The organism is Spiroplasma endosymbiont of Tricholauxania praeusta, from assembly GCF_964019535.1.
Classification (GTDB): Bacteria; Bacillota_I; Bacilli_A; order Mycoplasmatales; family VBWQ01; genus Spiroplasma_E; species Spiroplasma_E ixodetis_A.
Genome location: NZ_OZ026450.1, coordinates 628,079 through 646,601, shown reverse-complemented (window position 1 = coordinate 646,601; position 18,523 = coordinate 628,079). Strand labels below are relative to the sequence as shown.

Here is an 18,523-nt window from a genome sequence, read left to right as displayed (position 1 = left end):
ACAATTAGAAATTAGTAATATGGATGGGTTACACTTTATTGGACACTAATTACGTAGACAAGTTCACAAATTAGTTAAAAGAAAGGAAAATAATTATGGCCAATATTAACTCATATTCAGATGAATTTAAAAAACAAATAGTAGCTTTATATCAAAGTGGCAAGTCAGTATCTTGTCTTGTTAAAGAATATAACGTTACAAGAGCGGCTACTTATAAATGAATTAAGCAATTTACTAATTCAGGCAGTTTTAAAACCAAAGATAATCTTTCTGATTTAGAAAAACAATTAATTCAAGCAAATAAAGAATTAAAACAATTACGAATGGAAAATGATATTTTAAAGCAAGCAGCACTAATAATAGGCAGAAAATAGAAATTATTGCAAATAATAAATCTAAATATAAAATTCGCACAATGTGTCGTTTTTTAAAACTCTCTAAATCAACATATTATTTTAATTTAAAGAAAAAAAATAAAAATCAAAATAATATTTATGATGAAGCTGTTATTAGTGCTTTTAAAGAAAATAAAGAAGTTTATGGTACTAGAAGATTAAAAGTCATACTAGCAAACCAAGAAATTTATTTATCACGCAGAAAAATTAAACAAATTATGAATAAGCATAATTTAATATCAAAATACACTAAATTATCATTCAAAAATCATCATAATAAAGTCAATGATAGTCAAATTACCAATCTTGTTAATAGAAACTTTAATAATAAAATTAAAAATGAAGTTATTGTTAGTGATTTAACTTATGTTCAAGTTAATGGTAAGTGAAACTATATTTGCTTATTAATAGACCTATTTAACCGCGAAATTATTGGACATAGTGTAGGTACTAAAAAAGATGCATCATTAGTATATCAAGCATTTATGCACTCAAATCGCTGTTTAAAAGATATTGAAATATTTCATAGCGATCGCGGTAACGAATTTAATAATAAAACTATTGATAAACTTTTATTAGCATTCAACATAACTCGATCTTTAAGCAAAAAAGGCTGTCCTTATGACAATGCTGTTGCTGAAGCAACTTTTAAAACTTTCAAAACTGAATTTATTAATGATAAAAATTTTACATCATTAATCAAATTAAAATTAGAATTATTTGATTATATCAATTGATACAACAACATAAGAATTCACAGCACCTTAAACTACCTAACTCCAGTTAATTATCAAAAACAAGTGTCTACCAAAAAACAGTCCTAAAAAGGGTTGCCATTCCAAATATACCTAAAAATGGTTTTAATAAATTTGGAAATTATAAATATTGATTATTAAGTGATATTTTTAATAAATTTAAATTATTATGTAAAGAATTAAATATTGTTATTATACATGAAGATATATTAACAACTGATAAAAAAATAAATTATTTAGATAAAAATGAAGTAGAAATAAGTTATTTTAAAAGATATACAATTATTGATTTAGATCATGATAAAGAAATAAAATATTTTGATATATTAGCATGTGCTAAAAATACAGATATAGCAAAAGCAAAAGGTAGTGCAGAAACTTATGCTTATAGATATTTTTTAATGAATTTATTATTATTAAGTGAAGATGAACTTGACCCAGATAATGATAATGTTAATTTAATTCAAAATAATAAACAACAAAATAATTATATTAATAATAATGTAAAAATACAAAATGAAAAATGAGAACCAAGTGAAAAACAATTAGATTATTTTGAAAAATATATGATTACAAATACAGTTTTATTTGATGAATGTATAAGAGAAGATATGGAAAGATTAAATCCAAATAATAATAAAGATTTTTTAATATTAATGGGTAAAAATTATTTAGATAATTTATTTAATAAATTAAGTGAAATTAAAGAAAGATTTAAAAAATTAAAAAATAATAATAAAAATGAGTATAGAAATTATGAATAAATGTAGAACATGTAATAAAAGAATATGATTAAGTAAAAATTGATGTATGAAATGTTTAGAAATAATAGTTGATGAAATAACTAATAAGGAAAATAAATAATGTATTGTGAAGAATGTGGAAACATTGATTGTAATTTAATGAATTATGAAACATTAAAACATTTTAAAGGAGAATAAATAATGTATGAATGTGAAAATTGCATAAATGAATGTATTTGTAATTTATGTGTATGTTGTAATATGAATCCTTGCATTTGTAGTATGAAAACTACTGATTTTATAACAAATGAACAATTACATAAAAATTGTATTAATAAAGAAAAATTAAAATATTTTTTGCTTGAATATTATAATACCTTTAAAAAGGTAATCAACCATGATTTCAAATAAAAGTAGATACTTATTCAAATTTATTTGAAAAAATAGAAAAAGGAGATTTTGATAATGACTAATTATTTACTTTCAATTGACCCTAGTGGGACTGGAACTACTGCTATTTTTAATAAAAATGATAATAATTTTGAATTAATAAAAAGTGAAAATTGATTACATCATTTTTTAAGAATTAAACAAAAAATTTTATTATTACAAAATAAATTAGAACTAATAATATATTTTGAAACTGTTAAATCAGCATATAATAATCAAAATGCTGATTTAGTACCTTTAATTAAATTATGTGGAGCATTAGAATCTTATCTTACAATTAATAATATTAATTATAAAACTGTTACTAGTGACCAAGTTAAAAGATATGTTAGATGATTTGATAAAATCAAAGGTTTATTAGAAAAAGAACTAACATATGTAAGAAATATTAAAATGATTAATTTTTGTAATAAAACTGGTTTAAATAAAGATAAAAATAAATGATTTTATAATAATGAAAAAATTAATGCACATCAAAGAGACTCAATATTAATTTATTGAATAATAAAGGAGAATAAATAATGACACCAGTAGAAATATTAATACTTAGTTTAGTAACAGTAATAATTGGAGTATTAATTTTATTTGGAATTACTGTATTTATTGCATATTTAATAGATTTAATTAAAGGAGAATAAATAATGCAAAAACAAGAAAAAGTATTATTAAAATGTATTGTTAAAGATTGTAATAGTAAAGTATTAGTTACTTTAAAAATTGGAAATATAGAAGATAGTGCTGTTCAATTTTTTAATATGTGTTATTTTCATAAAAAACAATTTAAAAATAAAGTAAAAGAAATTAAAAATAAGGAGTAAATAATGACTAAACGTGAATTTTTAATTAAATGAAAAGTAGATAAAGAATTTATAAATTATAATATTAGTTTGGATTATGTTAATATATATCATCTAATTTTGAAACATAACTATGATGCTGATGAATATAAATTTAATTTTGTAAAGGATGATATTGATAATTATATTGAATTATTAAATGATTATAAAAATATTGATTGAAATAATAGTTCATCATTTAACATTAATATTTCATTTCTGCTAGGAATAATAACTTTACCATGACGTTTAATCGCAACTAAGTTAATTTTATAATTGCTAGGAATTTTTAAAGTTTCTAAATTTGCTCCATTTAAAAAATTACTATCTCAATAAGGAATATATTTACCAGTTTCAGTATCAATTTTGTTAGTTGCTGTTGTTTTTTCAACATCAGTTAATATATGACTTTCAAAAGTCTTTTTTGCACCATCATTATACGTTGGCGCTATTACTTCTTCTGTCATTGTTGATAAGTATCAACCGTTGATTTTGCTCCTACGGTTAAAACATAATTTGTTTCTGGTAAAGCACTAAAACTAACTGGGTCATATGTAGATGCTTGATAATTTAAAGGAAAAATTAAATGTGTTGGATTCATAGTAATTTCCTTATTATCATTTTTATTAATATTTCTACCCCATAATCCAATTCCTATTTTCCCAACTGTTCCATAAAAAGTTATTTGTGCATGTGTAACTGGTCTTGGTGGTAAGTAATCTTGGTCTAATATAATATTGTTACTTAAATCAAGTGCAGATATTGCAACTGGTTCACCAACAGCACCTAATTGCACATATTGATTAATTGCTAAACCACTTGTGGCTAATTTATCATTTAAACTACTAAAAGTACATTCAATATAAGCAAGTTCTTTATTTTCATTATTATAAGTTTTACTTGCAACTTCAAGAATATATCATTGTCTATCAACTTTAATTGATTTATCAATATTTATAACTTTATTAATTTCTGGAATCATATATAACTTATATAAATTAGCAACAATATTATTAATAAAATCAAAATTCTTTTTTTCATTTGGAATATTAATAACTACATTTTTAATTGCTTGTTCTTGAATAAAAGCATTATTTGCAGGAGTTGCACTATAAGTAATACCTAATTGGTCTGATAATATATTCCCATAAAATACATCACCAACTTTTAAAACCTTTTTACCAGTAGAATCAATTGTTTTTAAATCTGGTTCTATTAAATCAAAACTATTATTAAATTAAATCTACTAAAATTTAATAATTTTTCTATATTAAGTATGGATTATACTTTGAGTATCTTTCTTAACACAATCATGAATTTTAACATCATAACTATTAAATAAATTTTCATAATCAACATTAAATGGCGCTAGTAATTGGTTTTTACTAGAAAAGCGAGTAATTAATAAGTGCAAATAATGATGATCATTATTAGCATTTAAAGTTTGTTCATAATAAGCGAACCGTTCTTTATACTTAAATTGAATTGCTAATACTTTAAAATTATGTGATAAATAATTACGAACATCTTTAATATACTCTAACTGTTCTAATAGAATTTTACTATCATTAAATTCTTTGATACCAAAATAATGAGCAATCTTAGCGATACTTTTATCATTTAAAGTTTGTAATAATTTCATTGTTCATTCAAATGACATAACTTCTATTAAACTGCGTATTGTTCGTGATTTTAAAACACCACTTCTATTATATTTATTATAACCAGCACGAATCAAACGTAAAGCTGTTTTCATTTGAGCTAGATGTTCTGGATTAAGAAAAGTAGCATTATCTAAATTTTGAACATTATCACTAAAAAGTTGATGTAATAAAGCATTTTTTAAAGAATTTTCAATCATTAAAATATGTTTTAAATACAATAAACGTAAATCAATGTTTAATAATAATAAATCTTTAAGTTGATGTTGAGGATAATTACGTTTTAATAATTCTAAATATTTTTCTTCAACAATATTTTCTGCAAATCATTCTTCATTTAATAACATGTAATTCACTCCTTAAATAAACTAACCTCTAATTTTATAAATACCAACGCGAATAGAAGAATTTTCAGATTCTTTTGTTTCGCTTTTAATATATACTTCTTTTTTTCTTCGTAACAACTCTTGTTCAATAAAGTTATCAACATTCATATTGGTACTTTGATAAGTAGCAGTTCAATCAAATGTTTTATTAGTAAAGTTATTTTTAGGTTTATTACTATCTTTAAAAAATTCTTGTACTTCTTGATTCATAAATGCTTTTTGCTTACGTTTACGTGAAAATAAATTAGTAAAAAATTTCTTAAAATTAAAAATTGATCAAAACTGACGAAAATTAATAGTCATTGCTAAACCAAAAATTAAAATTGATGAATACAATAATGAATAACCGATAACTCGTAATACAAAACTATAATCTGTGAAATTATATGTTGGTGGATATTTATCAAAGAAATAAAGACATCCAAATAATGTTACTGCTAAAATTGGAATAATTAACACTAAAGTATTTTGAATAATAAAACGTAAATCACTATTATACGTCAAATGTTTTCAAACATAAACTCAGATTGAAATTAAACGATAAACTCAACCAATACAACTTGATAAAAGAATCATATATAAACTTAATGATAAATATTGATAACTTTGATGTTTTCAACCTAAATTTGATAGTATTCAACCCAAAATAACACCTAAAACAAGATTGATTATTGATTGAATATATGAACCTCAAATTGTTTCTTTGTGTTTTACAGTAGCATTTACAATAACTTTTCCTGGTTCGGTTGCCACTTGAATTGTATTTTTTAAAGATAAAAGTAAAATAAATCATGGTTGTGACAAAAATAAATTAATAAAAAGATTTTTTGAAGAATCAAAATTACCATCAGAATTATTAATATTTGTAATACTTAAAGCAGACACTAAATATTGAGTAATAATAAATTGATTAATAAATAAAAAACCAGCAATCATATAAGCATATAACTCAAATTTAGTATACACAGTTCATCTAATTCGTCCACTTTTGGCAATTCAATATCCAAAAACTTCGCGAAAAGAACTAATTAAAATTAAAGCAATTGAGCGCATCGTTGTAGCAATAATAATATAAATAGTGTAAATTGATGTTGTTGTCAGTGATAAAAATAAAGTAATTAAAATAATATCAATGTTAGAAATAATGATGTCAGGTAAACAATTCAGGGCTACTCATCACGATTGTTTTAGCATCCTTTTTTGTTGTGTTCATTTTTTATGTTGTAATCATGGATATTCAATTTTAATAACGATAAAAGTAACAAATGCTTTTAATACACCACAAACAAAATAAGCAAAAAAAGGAATATACATATCTATCGGTTTACCATCAGACTTTCTAATAACTAATAACGTCATTAGTAAAATATACATAATAATCTCTGAAAAAATAAAAATTAAACGATTTAAATAACCTTTTTGATCAGCTTGAATTAAATTTTGATAAGCACCACTAAAATAAAAAAAGATTAATTCACGTGATCCTAAAGAAATAATAATAAGTGCTACTTGTCAAAAAGGAATTTCCATATCTAAACCAATTTCTGGTAAATGAACACTAGCTAATCCTAAAATAAAACCAGCACTGACAAGAATAATTAAATATATTCTTCCTGAATGATGATAATTTTTTCTTGTCGTATTAATAATATCGTTGACGGTTTCATAATCATCATTTTGTAACGGACGATATAAAGAAAAAATGGTAATTAAACCAAGTCCTCCTTCTGTCAAACTAAGGTAAGTCAAAAAAGAAATAATAACACGAATTAAACCATTAATTTTTTCACCGTATGCTAAACCAGTAACATAAAGAAAAGTTAACTGTAAAATAGAGATAACAATTATCATGATAACACCAACAATTGTATTAAAAATACCTTTTTTAGTTGTCATTACTTCACCCAATCTATATAAATAAAACTAATTTTGTTTTTTATTTAAATATGTTAACAACCCAAAATTAAAAGTTCAATATTATTAATCACTATTAAAAATAAAAAATAGCAAAAAAATAAAAATGTAATCTATATATTAGTATAGATTAATTTTATCATTTTTCTTTTTTAATCTGTTTAATTAAATCTGTTTTTAAATCTTTTATTATAAAATTTTGATCATTCAAATAAGTAAATGGTTCTTCTAAATCATTAAATGACAAATAATAAGCAAATAATGCAATTTTATTAGGGGTAACTATTGTTGACCCATACTTAGTGTCACCAACAATTGGCAAATTTAAAAATTGTAAAGTACTACGAATTTGATGTTTTCTACCAGTAACTAATTGACACTCAACTAAAGTAAAGTCTTTAGTATTAAATATTGGTGTAAAGATGGTGCTACAACTTTTACTTTGTTCACTTGGTTCAATTGAAAATTTCATTTTCATTGTTAACTCATCATGAGTAATATAACCAGAAATATTTAAATTTTTAGTTAATTGGCCAGAACAAATAGCCAAATATTTTTTAATAATTTGACCATTTTTAGTAGCATTATGAAGTGCGTTTTGTGTCATTTTATTTTTTGGATAAATAATTAAACCCTTAGTTAGTTTATCTAAACGATACTGATGACTAATATTAAATGTTTGCTCACGTTTCTTCTTCGGGTATTTTTGTTGTAAATAATATTTTACCATGTTATCTAAGCAAGAACCATATGGTTGGTGGACAACAATATTATGATCTTTATTAACAATTAAAAAATTATCATCTTCATAAAACAATTCAATTGGTGCTTCTTTAGTAATTTTTTCTGGTTTATAGTTAACAACTAAATTACTTTCATAAATGACTACTAAATCATTTTCTTGTAAGCGATATTTAAAATCAGTAGTAGTTTTATTATTAACTCTGATTTTTTTTGTTCTAAATAAATGATAAATTTTTGACAGTGGTAGTGTTTTAAATACTTTTTTTAAATAATTAATTAAAGTTTGATCAGCATCATTGGCAGTAATTGTTAAAGTAGTCATAATTTCTCCTTTTAATTTTTATTAATAAAACCAGAAATAGTTGCAATTAGATTAGAAAAAGCATGTAAACCAATAGTATATGTAGTATTACCCCGTGTCATTATAAATAATAAGGGTAATATAATACTAAATCCTAAATAACCAATAATATTATTTCAATCACCACTATCCATAATATGCATTGATGGGAAATAAATTAATGAAGCTGCATATGCTAATCAACGATAACGAACAATGGTAAAAGTACCATGACGATATGATATTTCTTCATTAATTGGAGCAATAAAAATAGTACTAAGAACTAAAACAAAAATGCCATACGGACTATTCATTAATAAGTTTAAAACATCTTGATTTTTTGAAGTATTATTACTTGTTAACATATTAAATTCACTAAATTTAGGAATTATGTTGAAAATAATATTTAAAATAGTACCAATAACAGTAAAAATGGTAACTCAAGTTATTAAATCTAATTTTGCTTCTTTTAAAGTAGTAATAATTCTCTCACGTAATGATCTACAAAATACTAATACTAAAATTGATCCTAACAATTGAAATAACTGTTGAATTAAAAATGTAGTAGCAAGCGAAGTTACATCATCATCTTTACCACTAATAACTTTTGTTGCAATAAAAAATAAAAGAACAAATACTACACTAATAAAACCAAATACACTATGACTATAAGCAGCCCACCCGCCTTTTTTAATCATAGCTTCTCAATCAATACCAAGTGAAACAACTAAGCCAAAAATTGGCAATAAACTAAAAATAAAAAGACTAAGAAATGAACTTTGACTAGTATCTTTTACAGCATAAGTTTTGATTAAACTATAAAGAATTGGAATTATAATAAAAGATATAAGATAAATTATTGTTAGAGTTCAACTGGCTGTTTTGAAATTAAAGTTATTGGTGTCATCACAACTAAGTGATTTTGAAGTAAATTTATCAATAAATGATTGTTTTTGTTCATTTTTTTCTAAATTATTACTATTAATGTTATCAGTTTGGTTTACATTAATTCTACGTATGATATCATTGTTGTGAGAAACATTAATTTGATTAGATTTTTTATTAAACATGTATAAGTACTGCACGAAAACTTTCACCCTTTGTTAGTAAAATTAGTATTTAATATTAATTTTTAGTATAACATATAGTGAGAAATCTTGTAATATAATAAACTTGTAATTTTACATTAATTTATTATAATGCAATGCAATATTTATATGTGAAGAGTTTAAAAAGAAAAGGAGGATAGAAAAGAATGCCTAAATACAAGATTAATATTATCGATTTACCATATAATTATGATGCTTTAGAACCTTACATTTCACAAGAAACAATTAAACATCATTATGAAGAACTTCATAAGAAATATTTAACTTCTTTAAAATTAGTGATGGATAAACATCCGAAAGTTTTTTCTGATTATAATCTTGAAACTAAAGGGGAACTAAATCGTTTATTAAGTAATTATTGTAAATTAGAAGATATATGTGAGGATAAAGAAACTTGTAATGTAAAAAAATTACAAAGTAGCATTCGACAATTTGGTGGGGGAGTAATTAATCATAATCTTTTCTTTTCACTATTGGGGAAAAATAAAGGTTTTAATGAAAAATCAGCTATTGGTAAAGCAATCATTAATCGCTTTGAATCTTATGAAAAATTTGAAGCTGCTTTAACAAAAACTGCCATGGATATTTTTGGAAGTGGTTGAGCATGATTAGTAATTGATAATAATGGTACATTAAGACTATACAAAACTTTTAATCAAGACAATCCATGATTCTTGAACATGTACCCATTGATCGCTATTGATGTATGAGAACATGCACATTATCTACAATATAAAAATGAACAAGAGAAATACTTACAAGCATTATTAAAAGTTATCAATTGAGAACAAGTAAATAATAATTATCAAGAGTATTTAAATGAAAAAAATAAAAAATAAGTAAAAAAGAACTCAGTTGAGTTCTTTTTTTTATAATATTATTAATATTAATCTAAGTTAAGTTATTTTTTAGAAGAATTTTTGGAAGAAATAGCAGCAATTCTAGTTTTTTTAATTTCTGCTTTTTTTTCTATTTTGATTTTTTCAACATGTTTTTTAAAACCACATCGATTACAATTCAATTGAATATTTTTTGCTTCTAAAAATTCGGCAATTAAAATAACCCTACCACAACGATGACAAGCAAAAGCATTTTCTGGCTTTTGTGCTAAACGAACAGATGCATATGTATCTTTCATAACTTACTCCTAACTAATATAAAATTAAAGTAATTATCTTTAGTTTTAATACTATACTTAAAACTTATCAAAGGTTAATATTAAAAAATGTGTCTAGTTATATACAAAAAAACCTTTAAGTCAAATAAACTTAATAGGAGTTTAAAAAACCAAATACTTAATTAGCCATTATTTTTTAATACTAATTTTATTATAATCATTTTTTTAAAAAAATGTATATTATTATTTATTTATTTTATTTACATTACTAAATTATACTTTTATAAAACAATATTACAATTAAAGTAATAATTCATTTATAATTAATTATGTCTTATTAACAAACCAATTAGGGGAGAAAGTAATATGAGTAACAAAAATAATGATATTAAAATTGAAATAATACAATTAAGAAACCAAATTAAACAATGAAATTATGAATATCATGTTTTAGATGCACCTACCGTTAGTGATGAACTTTATGATAGCGCCTATCATAGATTAGTAAAATTAGAAGAACAATATCCCCAATTTAATAGTAATGATTCTCCAACTAAAACTGTTGGTAATAAACCAATTAATTCTTTAACAAAAATTTTTCACCAACAACCAATGCTAAGTTTGGGTAATGCCTTTAATTATGAAGATTTACTAAAATTTGATCAACAAATTAAAAAAACATTATCAGAAAATAACATTGAATATGTTTGTGAACTAAAAATTGATGGTCTATCAATTTCCATAACTTATGAAAAAGGAGAATTAAAAACTGCTGCTACCAGAGGTGATGGAATTGCTGGTGAAGACATTACCAATAATATTTTGACAATTAAAACAATACCAAAAATAATACCAATTAATTCTAAATTAGAAGTAAGAGGAGAAATATATTTAAGTAAAGAAGAATTTAATCGCATTAATGAAAAACAACAACAACAAAACTTACCACTCTTTGCTAATCCTCGCAATGCTGCAGCTGGTACTATTCGTCAACTTGATATTAATATTGTTAATTCAAGAAAATTAGATGGTTTTCTTTACTATTATATTAATGCTACTAATGATAATATTAAAACCCATGAACAAGCATTATTTACCTTACAAAAATATGGTTTCAAAATTAATGAACAATGACAGTTATGTAAAAATATTGAAGAAGTATGAATTTATATTCAGAAATATGAAAAGTTAAGAAATACATTACCATATGAAATTGATGGTATTGTCATTAAAATTAATGATCTAACCAGTTATGATATGTTAGGAAGAACTAATAAGGCACCAAAATGAGCAATAGCTTATAAATTTCCTGCTGTTACTAGTGTTACTAAACTTTTAGATATATTTCCAACTGTTGGTAGAACAGGAAAAATAACCTATAATGCTAGATTACAACCAGTGATAATTGCTGGTACTACCGTTACTTTTGCCACACTTCATAATGGTGATTATATTATTAATCGTGATTTACGTATTAATGATTTAGTAAATGTTAAAAAAGCTGGTGATATTATTCCAGAAGTAATTGCACCAATTATTAGTAATCGTCAAATAAACAATATTATTTTTAAAAAAGCTATCCATTGTCCGGTTTGTAAAACAAAATTAGAACAAGTTCCGCCAGAAGTTGATCAATTTTGCATTAATAGTGACTGTCCATCACGAATTCTTAAATCATTAATGCACTTCTGTTCAAGAAATGCTATGGATATTATTGGTTTAAATGAAAAAATATTATTACGTTTTTTAGATTTAAAATGAATTAAAACTATTAGTGATATTTACAATTTAGTTAATTTACGAAAAGAAATACTATCATTACCACGTTTTGGTGAAAAATCTTTCACTAATCTTGCTAATTCAATTATTCTATCAAAACAAAATTCCTTAGAAAGACTTTTATTCGGTTTGGGAATTCGCCATGTTGGTCAAAAAACAGCAATTATTCTTGCAAAAAAATATTTAACTTTAAATAACTTAATGGAAGCAACCTTTGATGATCTAGCTAATACTAATGAAATTGGTCCAATAATCGCTACTAGTGTTATTGATTATTTCCTTAATCCTACCAATCAACAACTAATTAATAACTTGCAAAACTTTAAACTTAACTTTAATTATTTACAAAAAAACCAATCACAAGTATTGAATGGTAAAACTTTTGTCTTAACAGGAACTTTAACTAAAAGTCGTAACGAATTCATTGAATTATTAAATAACTATGGTGCTAAAATTACCAATACTATTAGTAATAATACTTCTTATTTAATTGTTGGAGAAAATCCAGGAAATAAATTAGCACAAGCACGCAAACTTAATGTTAAAATTATTAATGAAGAGCAATTACAAAATTTATTGAAAGAGGTAGCTAAAAATGGATAAAATTGAAAAGAAAATGACAACAAAAATGCTACATGAATTTGCTAACGAACTTATGTTCAATTTAAGCGAAGAACAATGTGAAAATCTTTTACTAGAATTTAAAGCTATTGAAAAACAAATGGAAATTGTAACAAATATCAATACAAATGATATTGAACCTTTAAATTACCCATTTCCTATTATTAATAATTTATTACGTTCCGATAATGTTGGAGCTCATTTAACGTCTAAAAGTGTTTTAAATATTGCTCCAGAAGTTGAAAATAATTACATTAGTATTAATCAGGTGATTAATCATGAAAATTAATTACCACCAACTTTCAATTCGTCAACTTCATGAATTATTAAAAACAAAAATACTTACTCCAGATCAATTAACTAAATTAGTATACAAACGATTAGAACAATTCAAAAAATTAAATGCTGTTGTTACTTCACTAGAACAAAATGCCATTAAACAAACAAAATTAATTACTGAACAAGAAATTAATGATAATTTATTAGCAGCAATTCCATTTGTAATGAAAGATAATATTGCTACTATTAATTTCTTAACAACAGGTTCATCAAAAATTCTTGCTAATTTTATTCCTAATTATGACAGTACTGTTAATATGTTATTAACAAATAATAAAGCCATTAATATAGCTAAAACTGCTCTTGATGAACTAGGAATGGGTGGAGATGGTTTATATGCAGCTACTGGTCATGTCTTAAACCCTTGGAATTTAAAACATATCACTGGTGGTAGTTCTAGTGGCAGTGCAGCTTTAGTCGCTGCTGGAATTGTACCATTTGCTTTAGGAACAGATACTGGTGATTCAATACGTAAACCTGCCGCTTATTGTGGTATTGTTGGTTTTAAACCAACGTATGGTTTAATTTCACGAAATGGTGTTTTTCCTTATGCTCCAAGTTTAGACACAGTTGGTATATTTACTAATCATGTCGAAGATATTGCCATTGTCTTGGATAGTATTGCTTTATTTGATGAACAAGACTTTACTAGTGTTCAAAGTAAAGAAAAAAACTATACTAAAAACTTAAATCAAAATATAGAAGGTAAAAATATTGCTATTTTAAATTATAATGATTATCAGTGAAATGATATAGTTAAATCTAGTTTTGATGAAGCAATAAAGCATTTAACTGATGGTGGTGCAAAAGTTCAACAAATTGAATTTAATAAAGAATTATTACAATCTTTATTACCAGTCTACATGATTATTTCTTTTGCTGAAGCAACCAGTTGCCATGCAAATCTAACTGGTATTAATTTTGGTGTTCGTAAAAATGGTAAAAATTATCAAGAAGTTATGACAAATTCACGAACATTTGGTTTCGGTGATATGGTAAAACGCAGATACATTATTGGTGCATATGCTTTATCTGAAAATCATCAAGAAGAATTATTTAACAAAGCTAAAAAAGTAAGAAGATTAATTGTTGAACATTTAAATACTATCTTTAAAAAATATGATGCTTTCATTATTATGCCAAATATTAATCCAGCTCCAAAAATTAAAGATGTATTAGAACAAAAAAAAGTTATTAAAAGTGAACATGATTATTTAGAAGACTTACTACTACTTTCTAACTTAAATGGTGGACCAAGCATTAATATTCCGTTAACTACTGTTAATGGTTTACCGATTGGTTTTAATATTAATGGTGCACCTTTCAATGATCAAGTTATATTGAATATTGCTTCATTTTTAAGTAAAAAAATTAATTTTAATAATAAACTACTAGGTGATGATCATGAATAATAAATATGATGTTGTAATGGGTATTGAAATCCACTGTGAATTAAAAACTAAAACTAAATGTTTTTCCAACGCCGCCAATACTTTTGGTCAAAAACCAAATACTCAAATTAATGCCATTGATTGTGGCTATCCAGGAACATTACCAACAGTTAATCAAGCTGTTATTATAATGGCAATTCAAACATGTACTGCTTTAAAAATGAATATTGATCCACTATTACGTTTTGATCGAAAAAGTTATTTTTATCCCGATTTACCTAAAGGTTATCAAATCACACAATTTTTTCATCCAATTGGTACAAACGGTGAATTACCAATAGTTGTAAATAATGAAGAATTTATTGTTAGCTTTGAACGCTTACATATTGAAGAAGACACAGCAAAACAAATTCATAATAATAAAAAAACATTACTAGACTATAATCGAGCAGGAATTCCCTTATTAGAAATTGTTACTAAACCAATTTTTAACACAAGCGAACAAGTAGTAGCATATATTAATACTCTACGTCAATTATTAATTCATTTACAAGTTAGTGATGCTAAAATGAATGAAGGTTCATTACGATGCGATATTAATATATCGTTAAAACCACATGGTAGTGATACTTTAGGTACCAAAGTTGAAATTAAAAATTTAAATTCTACACATAATATTACTTTAGCAATAAATGATGAAATTAATCGTCAAACTAATATTTTAAATAAAAAACAAAAAATTAATCTTGAAACTAGAAGATTTGATGAAAAAACTAATAAAACCGTTAGCATGCGTAGCAAAGAAAATAAAATTGATTATAAATACTTTCCTGAAGCAAATATTTTTCCAATTCAACTAGACGAAAAATGAATCAAAATGATTGATAAAAATCTTCCTGAATTGCCTAAACAAATAATGGAAAGATTAAAAAAACAATACAATTTACCAATAAAAGATATTAATTTATTAATTGACAAAGTAGAAATATTAACTATTTTTGAACAAACAGTTGCCATTAATAATTTAATATTACCTACGTTTAATTATTTAGTAGGTCCTGTGCAAGCTTATTGTAATATTAATAACACTACTATTAAAAACAGCGAACTTACTGCTAATAATCTATCACAATTAGTTAGTCTAGTTTATGAGCAAAAAATTAATGATAAACAAAGTAAACAGTTATTAAATGCAATTATGATTAATAGTGAAAAAAGCCCTACCGATCTTATTAGAACATTAGGTATTACTTTAGTAAGTGATAGTAATGATTTAGAAAAAATATTAATCACAATTTTAAAAGCAAATGAAAACATGATTACTATTTATAAAGTCAATCCAGAAAAAGCATTAAAATTTTTTATGGGTCAATTAATGAAACTAACTAAAGGACAAGCAAATCCACAAGTTTCTAAAGAAATATTAAAAAAATTGATTGAAAACTATAATTAGTTTCAATCAATTTTTAATTATGAATTTTTATATTATACTTTGAATATTTTTATTATAAATTATATACTAATATTTTATTTAAAATCTACATCTTCAATTAAATTTTCTTTAATTACTAAATCATCATTTGTCTTATTAATAATTAATGAATATTTTATTAAAATATTTGTTTTTATTCTTTTAAGTAACTTTCTTAATTTTAATTAAAATTATTTGTTGGTCTTAAAAATTGTAATGACATTTTTAAATTATTAACTAATGTTTTATTTGTCAATTCTGGTTTATTTAATTGGATGGTTATTGTTTGATCATTAATATTTCTTTGATTCAAATTTGATTCATTATTTTTTTGTTGTATTTGTTGTATCTTTTCATGTAATTCATTACTTTTTTGTTGTAATGTTTGCATTTGAACATGTAATTCATATTGTTTAATTTCTAAATTAGTAATTTGTTTTTCTAAAGATGCTATTTTAAAATTCGCTTTTTTTGGTATTTCTAAAAGAATTTTAAAATTAGTAAGTTTATTATTTTGATAATCAGCTTTTAATTCTTTTTCTAATTTATCTTTAATATCTTTAATATTTTCTTTTAATTTTGTCTTTTGATTCTCTATCAAGATATTTTTTTGTTTTAACTTCTGCTGTTGTTTTTGTAAAAATTTTATGTCCCTATCAAAAATCTCTTTTCATAAAAGTTTTATTTTACTATTTAAAGTTAGTAAATCGCTTTCTGCTTCTATCAATTTACTATTAAAATAAACTCTAAACCTTAATACTTTTAATAAAATTTTCTTTAAATGTTTTTTAGAAAAATTATCTTTTTCAATTTGTTTATTAATAAATAAATTTAATACTTGGATGGGTTACACTTTATTGGACACTAATTACGTAGACAAGTTCACAAATTAGTTAAAAGAAAGGAAAATAATTATGGCCAATATTAACTCATATTCAGATGAATTTAAAAAACAAATAGTAGCTTTATATCAAAGTGGCAAGTCAGTATCTTGTCTTGTTAAAGAATATAACGTTACAAGAGCGGCTACTTATAAATGAATTAAGCAATTTACTAATTCAGGCAGTTTTAAAACCAAAGATAATCTTTCTGATTTAGAAAAACAATTAATTCAAGCAAATAAAGAATTAAAACAATTACGAATGGAAAATGATATTTTAAAGCAAGCAGCACTAATAATAGGCAGAAAATAGAAATTATTGCAAATAATAAATCTAAATATAAAATTCGCACAATGTGTCGTTTTTTAAAACTCTCTAAATCAACATATTATTTTAATTTAAAGAAAAAAAATAAAAATCAAAATAATATTTATGATGAAGCTGTTATTAGTGCTTTTAAAGAAAATAAAGAAGTTTATGGTACTAGAAGATTAAAAGTCATACTAGCAAACCAAGAAATTTATTTATCACGCAGAAAAATTAAACAAATTATGAATAAGCATAATTTAATATCAAAATACACTAAATTATCATTCAAAAATCATCATAATAAAGTCAATGATAGTCAAATTACCAATCTTGTTAATAGAAACTTTAATAATAAAATTAAAAATGAAGTTATTGTTAGTGATTTAACTTATGTTCAAGTTAATGGTAAGTGAAACTATATTTGCTTATTAATAGACCTATTTAACCGCGAAATTATTGGACATAGTGTAGGTACTAAAAAAGATGCATCATTAGTATATCAAGCATTTATGCACTCAAATCGCTGTTTAAAAGATATTGAAATATTTCATAGCGATCGCGGTAACGAATTTAATAATAAAACTATTGATAAACTTTTATTAGCATTCAACATAACTCGATCTTTAAGCAAAAAAGGCTGTCCTTATGACAATGCTGTTGCTGAAGCAACTTTTAAAACTTTCAAAACTGAATTTATTAATGATAAAAATTTTACATCATTAATCAAATTAAAATTAGAATTATTTGATTATATCAATTGATACAACAACATAAGAATTCACAGCACCTTAAACTACCTAACTCCAGTTAATTATCAAAAACAAGTGTCTACCAAAAAACAGTCCTAAAAAGGGTTGCCATTCCAACTTTTATTTTTTTAAAATATTTTTCATTTATTATTAAATGAAAAATATCTTTATTTTTTTTAAAATTAATAAAATCTTCAAGTATTTTTGGTAAAAAAAGCTCTTTTAAAGTAGTTAATTGAAAATTATATGAATAATTATTTATTTCATCATTTAATTCTAAGATTAAGGAATTTGTTCAATCTTCAATAATTTTAAGTGAATCAAATTTCCCTTTTAGAATTGGTATCTTTTTATCCAAACATTTTATTTTATATTGTGTTCATTTATTACTAAAAAAATAAATATAATTGTCCATTGTTCTTCATCCTTTACATAAAATTATTATTTTAAATACTAAATAAATAAATTTCCCTTAATTTAGTAAATCATTAAATATTTATAGATATCATCTCTAGTTATTTCAAAATTAGATT

19 protein-coding genes are annotated in these 18,523 nt (G+C 23.5%); 10 read left to right on the top strand and 9 right to left on the bottom strand.

The window, feature by feature from the left end; genetic code table 4:
- Positions 1 to 95: 95 nt before the first annotated feature.
- From AACK96_RS03545 to AACK96_RS03530, 4 genes are all read left to right on the top strand, one after another.
- Positions 96 to 1,219 (top strand): IS3 family transposase gene (locus tag AACK96_RS03545; RefSeq protein WP_338973306.1). Its coding sequence is split into 2 segments (ribosomal slippage): positions 96 to 339 and positions 339 to 1,219, totalling 1,125 coding nucleotides; the frame shifts between segments, so codons are not numbered across the junction.
- Entirely contained in the window at positions 1,183 to 1,914 is a 732-nt protein-coding gene (locus AACK96_RS03540; protein WP_338975140.1) for an ERF family protein, read from the top strand. Before AACK96_RS03545 ends, AACK96_RS03540 begins: the two co-directional genes overlap by 37 nt.
- A 444-nt stretch (positions 1,915 to 2,358) precedes the next feature.
- Entirely contained in the window at positions 2,359 to 2,865 is a 507-nt protein-coding gene (locus AACK96_RS03535) for a hypothetical protein (RefSeq protein ID WP_338975048.1), read from the top strand.
- Between the two features lie 119 nt (positions 2,866 to 2,984).
- On the top strand, positions 2,985 to 3,161 hold the full coding sequence (locus tag AACK96_RS03530; protein WP_338975047.1) for a hypothetical protein: 177 nt from the start codon (positions 2,985 to 2,987) through the stop codon (positions 3,159 to 3,161).
- Positions 3,162 to 3,343: 182 nt separating this feature from the next.
- Here the strand turns inward: AACK96_RS03530 and AACK96_RS03525 are convergent, their stop codons facing one another.
- From AACK96_RS03525 to AACK96_RS03500, 6 genes are all read right to left on the bottom strand, one after another.
- Positions 3,344 to 3,646 carry a TrkA C-terminal domain-containing protein gene (locus AACK96_RS03525; protein ID WP_338975046.1) on the bottom strand — a complete coding sequence of 101 codons (303 nt, stop codon included), beginning with the start codon at positions 3,644 to 3,646 and terminating at the stop codon, positions 3,344 to 3,346.
- Positions 3,631 to 4,161 carry a hypothetical protein gene (locus tag AACK96_RS03520; RefSeq protein ID WP_338975045.1) on the bottom strand — a complete coding sequence of 177 codons (531 nt, stop codon included), beginning with the start codon at positions 4,159 to 4,161 and terminating at the stop codon, positions 3,631 to 3,633. The genes AACK96_RS03525 and AACK96_RS03520 overlap by 16 nt, the downstream gene beginning before the upstream one ends.
- A gap of 288 nt (positions 4,162 to 4,449) precedes the next feature.
- Positions 4,450 to 5,187 (bottom strand): Abi family protein, encoded by a 738-nt coding sequence (locus AACK96_RS03515; protein ID WP_338975044.1) that lies wholly within the window; start codon positions 5,185 to 5,187, stop codon positions 4,450 to 4,452.
- 21 nt (positions 5,188 to 5,208) lie between these two features.
- Positions 5,209 to 7,122, bottom strand: coding sequence for a hypothetical protein (locus AACK96_RS03510; protein WP_338975043.1), 1,914 nt, complete (start codon positions 7,120 to 7,122; stop codon positions 5,209 to 5,211).
- 154 nt (positions 7,123 to 7,276) lie between these two features.
- On the bottom strand, positions 7,277 to 8,206 hold the full coding sequence (locus AACK96_RS03505) for an RluA family pseudouridine synthase (RefSeq protein WP_338975042.1): 930 nt from the start codon (positions 8,204 to 8,206) through the stop codon (positions 7,277 to 7,279).
- Positions 8,207 to 8,217: 11 nt separating this feature from the next.
- The gene (locus AACK96_RS03500; RefSeq protein WP_338975041.1) at positions 8,218 to 9,294 is read right to left on the bottom strand and encodes a type II CAAX endopeptidase family protein; all 1,077 of its coding nucleotides are present in this window, start codon (positions 9,292 to 9,294) and stop codon (positions 8,218 to 8,220) included.
- 185 nt (positions 9,295 to 9,479) lie between these two features.
- On the opposite strand from AACK96_RS03500, the gene AACK96_RS03495 reads away from it, so the two are divergent.
- Positions 9,480 to 10,172 carry a superoxide dismutase gene (locus AACK96_RS03495; RefSeq protein ID WP_338960088.1) on the top strand — a complete coding sequence of 231 codons (693 nt, stop codon included), beginning with the start codon at positions 9,480 to 9,482 and terminating at the stop codon, positions 10,170 to 10,172.
- Positions 10,173 to 10,234: 62 nt separating this feature from the next.
- Here the strand turns inward: AACK96_RS03495 and AACK96_RS03490 are convergent, their stop codons facing one another.
- The gene (locus AACK96_RS03490) at positions 10,235 to 10,471 is read right to left on the bottom strand and encodes a hypothetical protein (protein WP_286640752.1); all 237 of its coding nucleotides are present in this window, start codon (positions 10,469 to 10,471) and stop codon (positions 10,235 to 10,237) included.
- A 345-nt stretch (positions 10,472 to 10,816) separates the two neighbouring features.
- Here AACK96_RS03490 and ligA point away from each other — a divergent pair, with 345 nt between their 5' ends.
- The 4 genes from ligA to gatB are packed head-to-tail and all read left to right on the top strand — an operon-like array spanning position 10,817 to position 16,033.
- Complete coding sequence (ligA, locus tag AACK96_RS03485; RefSeq protein ID WP_338975040.1) at positions 10,817 to 12,832, top strand: NAD-dependent DNA ligase LigA; 2,016 nt, start codon at positions 10,817 to 10,819, stop codon at positions 12,830 to 12,832.
- Positions 12,825 to 13,139, top strand: coding sequence for an Asp-tRNA(Asn)/Glu-tRNA(Gln) amidotransferase subunit GatC (gatC, locus tag AACK96_RS03480; RefSeq protein WP_286640705.1), 315 nt, complete (start codon positions 12,825 to 12,827; stop codon positions 13,137 to 13,139). The genes ligA and gatC overlap by 8 nt, the downstream gene beginning before the upstream one ends.
- Positions 13,129 to 14,601: an amidase family protein gene (locus tag AACK96_RS03475; protein ID WP_338975039.1), complete on the top strand. Its 1,473-nt coding sequence runs from the start codon at positions 13,129 to 13,131 to the stop codon at positions 14,599 to 14,601. The genes gatC and AACK96_RS03475 overlap by 11 nt, the downstream gene beginning before the upstream one ends.
- The gene (gene gatB, locus AACK96_RS03470; RefSeq protein ID WP_338975038.1) at positions 14,594 to 16,033 is read left to right on the top strand and encodes an Asp-tRNA(Asn)/Glu-tRNA(Gln) amidotransferase subunit GatB; all 1,440 of its coding nucleotides are present in this window, start codon (positions 14,594 to 14,596) and stop codon (positions 16,031 to 16,033) included. Before AACK96_RS03475 ends, gatB begins: the two co-directional genes overlap by 8 nt.
- 199 nt (positions 16,034 to 16,232) lie before the next feature.
- On the opposite strand, the gene AACK96_RS03465 is transcribed toward gatB, so the two are convergent.
- Positions 16,233 to 16,778 carry a hypothetical protein gene (locus tag AACK96_RS03465; RefSeq protein ID WP_338975037.1) on the bottom strand — a complete coding sequence of 182 codons (546 nt, stop codon included), beginning with the start codon at positions 16,776 to 16,778 and terminating at the stop codon, positions 16,233 to 16,235.
- Positions 16,779 to 16,965: 187 nt separating this feature from the next.
- On the opposite strand from AACK96_RS03465, the gene AACK96_RS03460 reads away from it, so the two are divergent.
- Positions 16,966 to 18,089, top strand: a protein-coding gene (locus AACK96_RS03460; protein WP_338973306.1) for an IS3 family transposase whose coding sequence is annotated in 2 segments (ribosomal slippage) — positions 16,966 to 17,209 and positions 17,209 to 18,089 — 1,125 coding nt in all. Because the reading frame shifts where the segments join, the coding sequence is not laid out codon by codon here.
- On the opposite strand, the gene AACK96_RS03455 is transcribed toward AACK96_RS03460, so the two are convergent.
- The gene (locus tag AACK96_RS03455) at positions 18,070 to 18,405 is read right to left on the bottom strand and encodes a hypothetical protein (RefSeq protein ID WP_338975036.1); all 336 of its coding nucleotides are present in this window, start codon (positions 18,403 to 18,405) and stop codon (positions 18,070 to 18,072) included. The two genes, AACK96_RS03460 and AACK96_RS03455, sit on opposite strands and share 20 nt — an antisense overlap.
- Positions 18,406 to 18,523 lie beyond the last annotated feature (118 nt).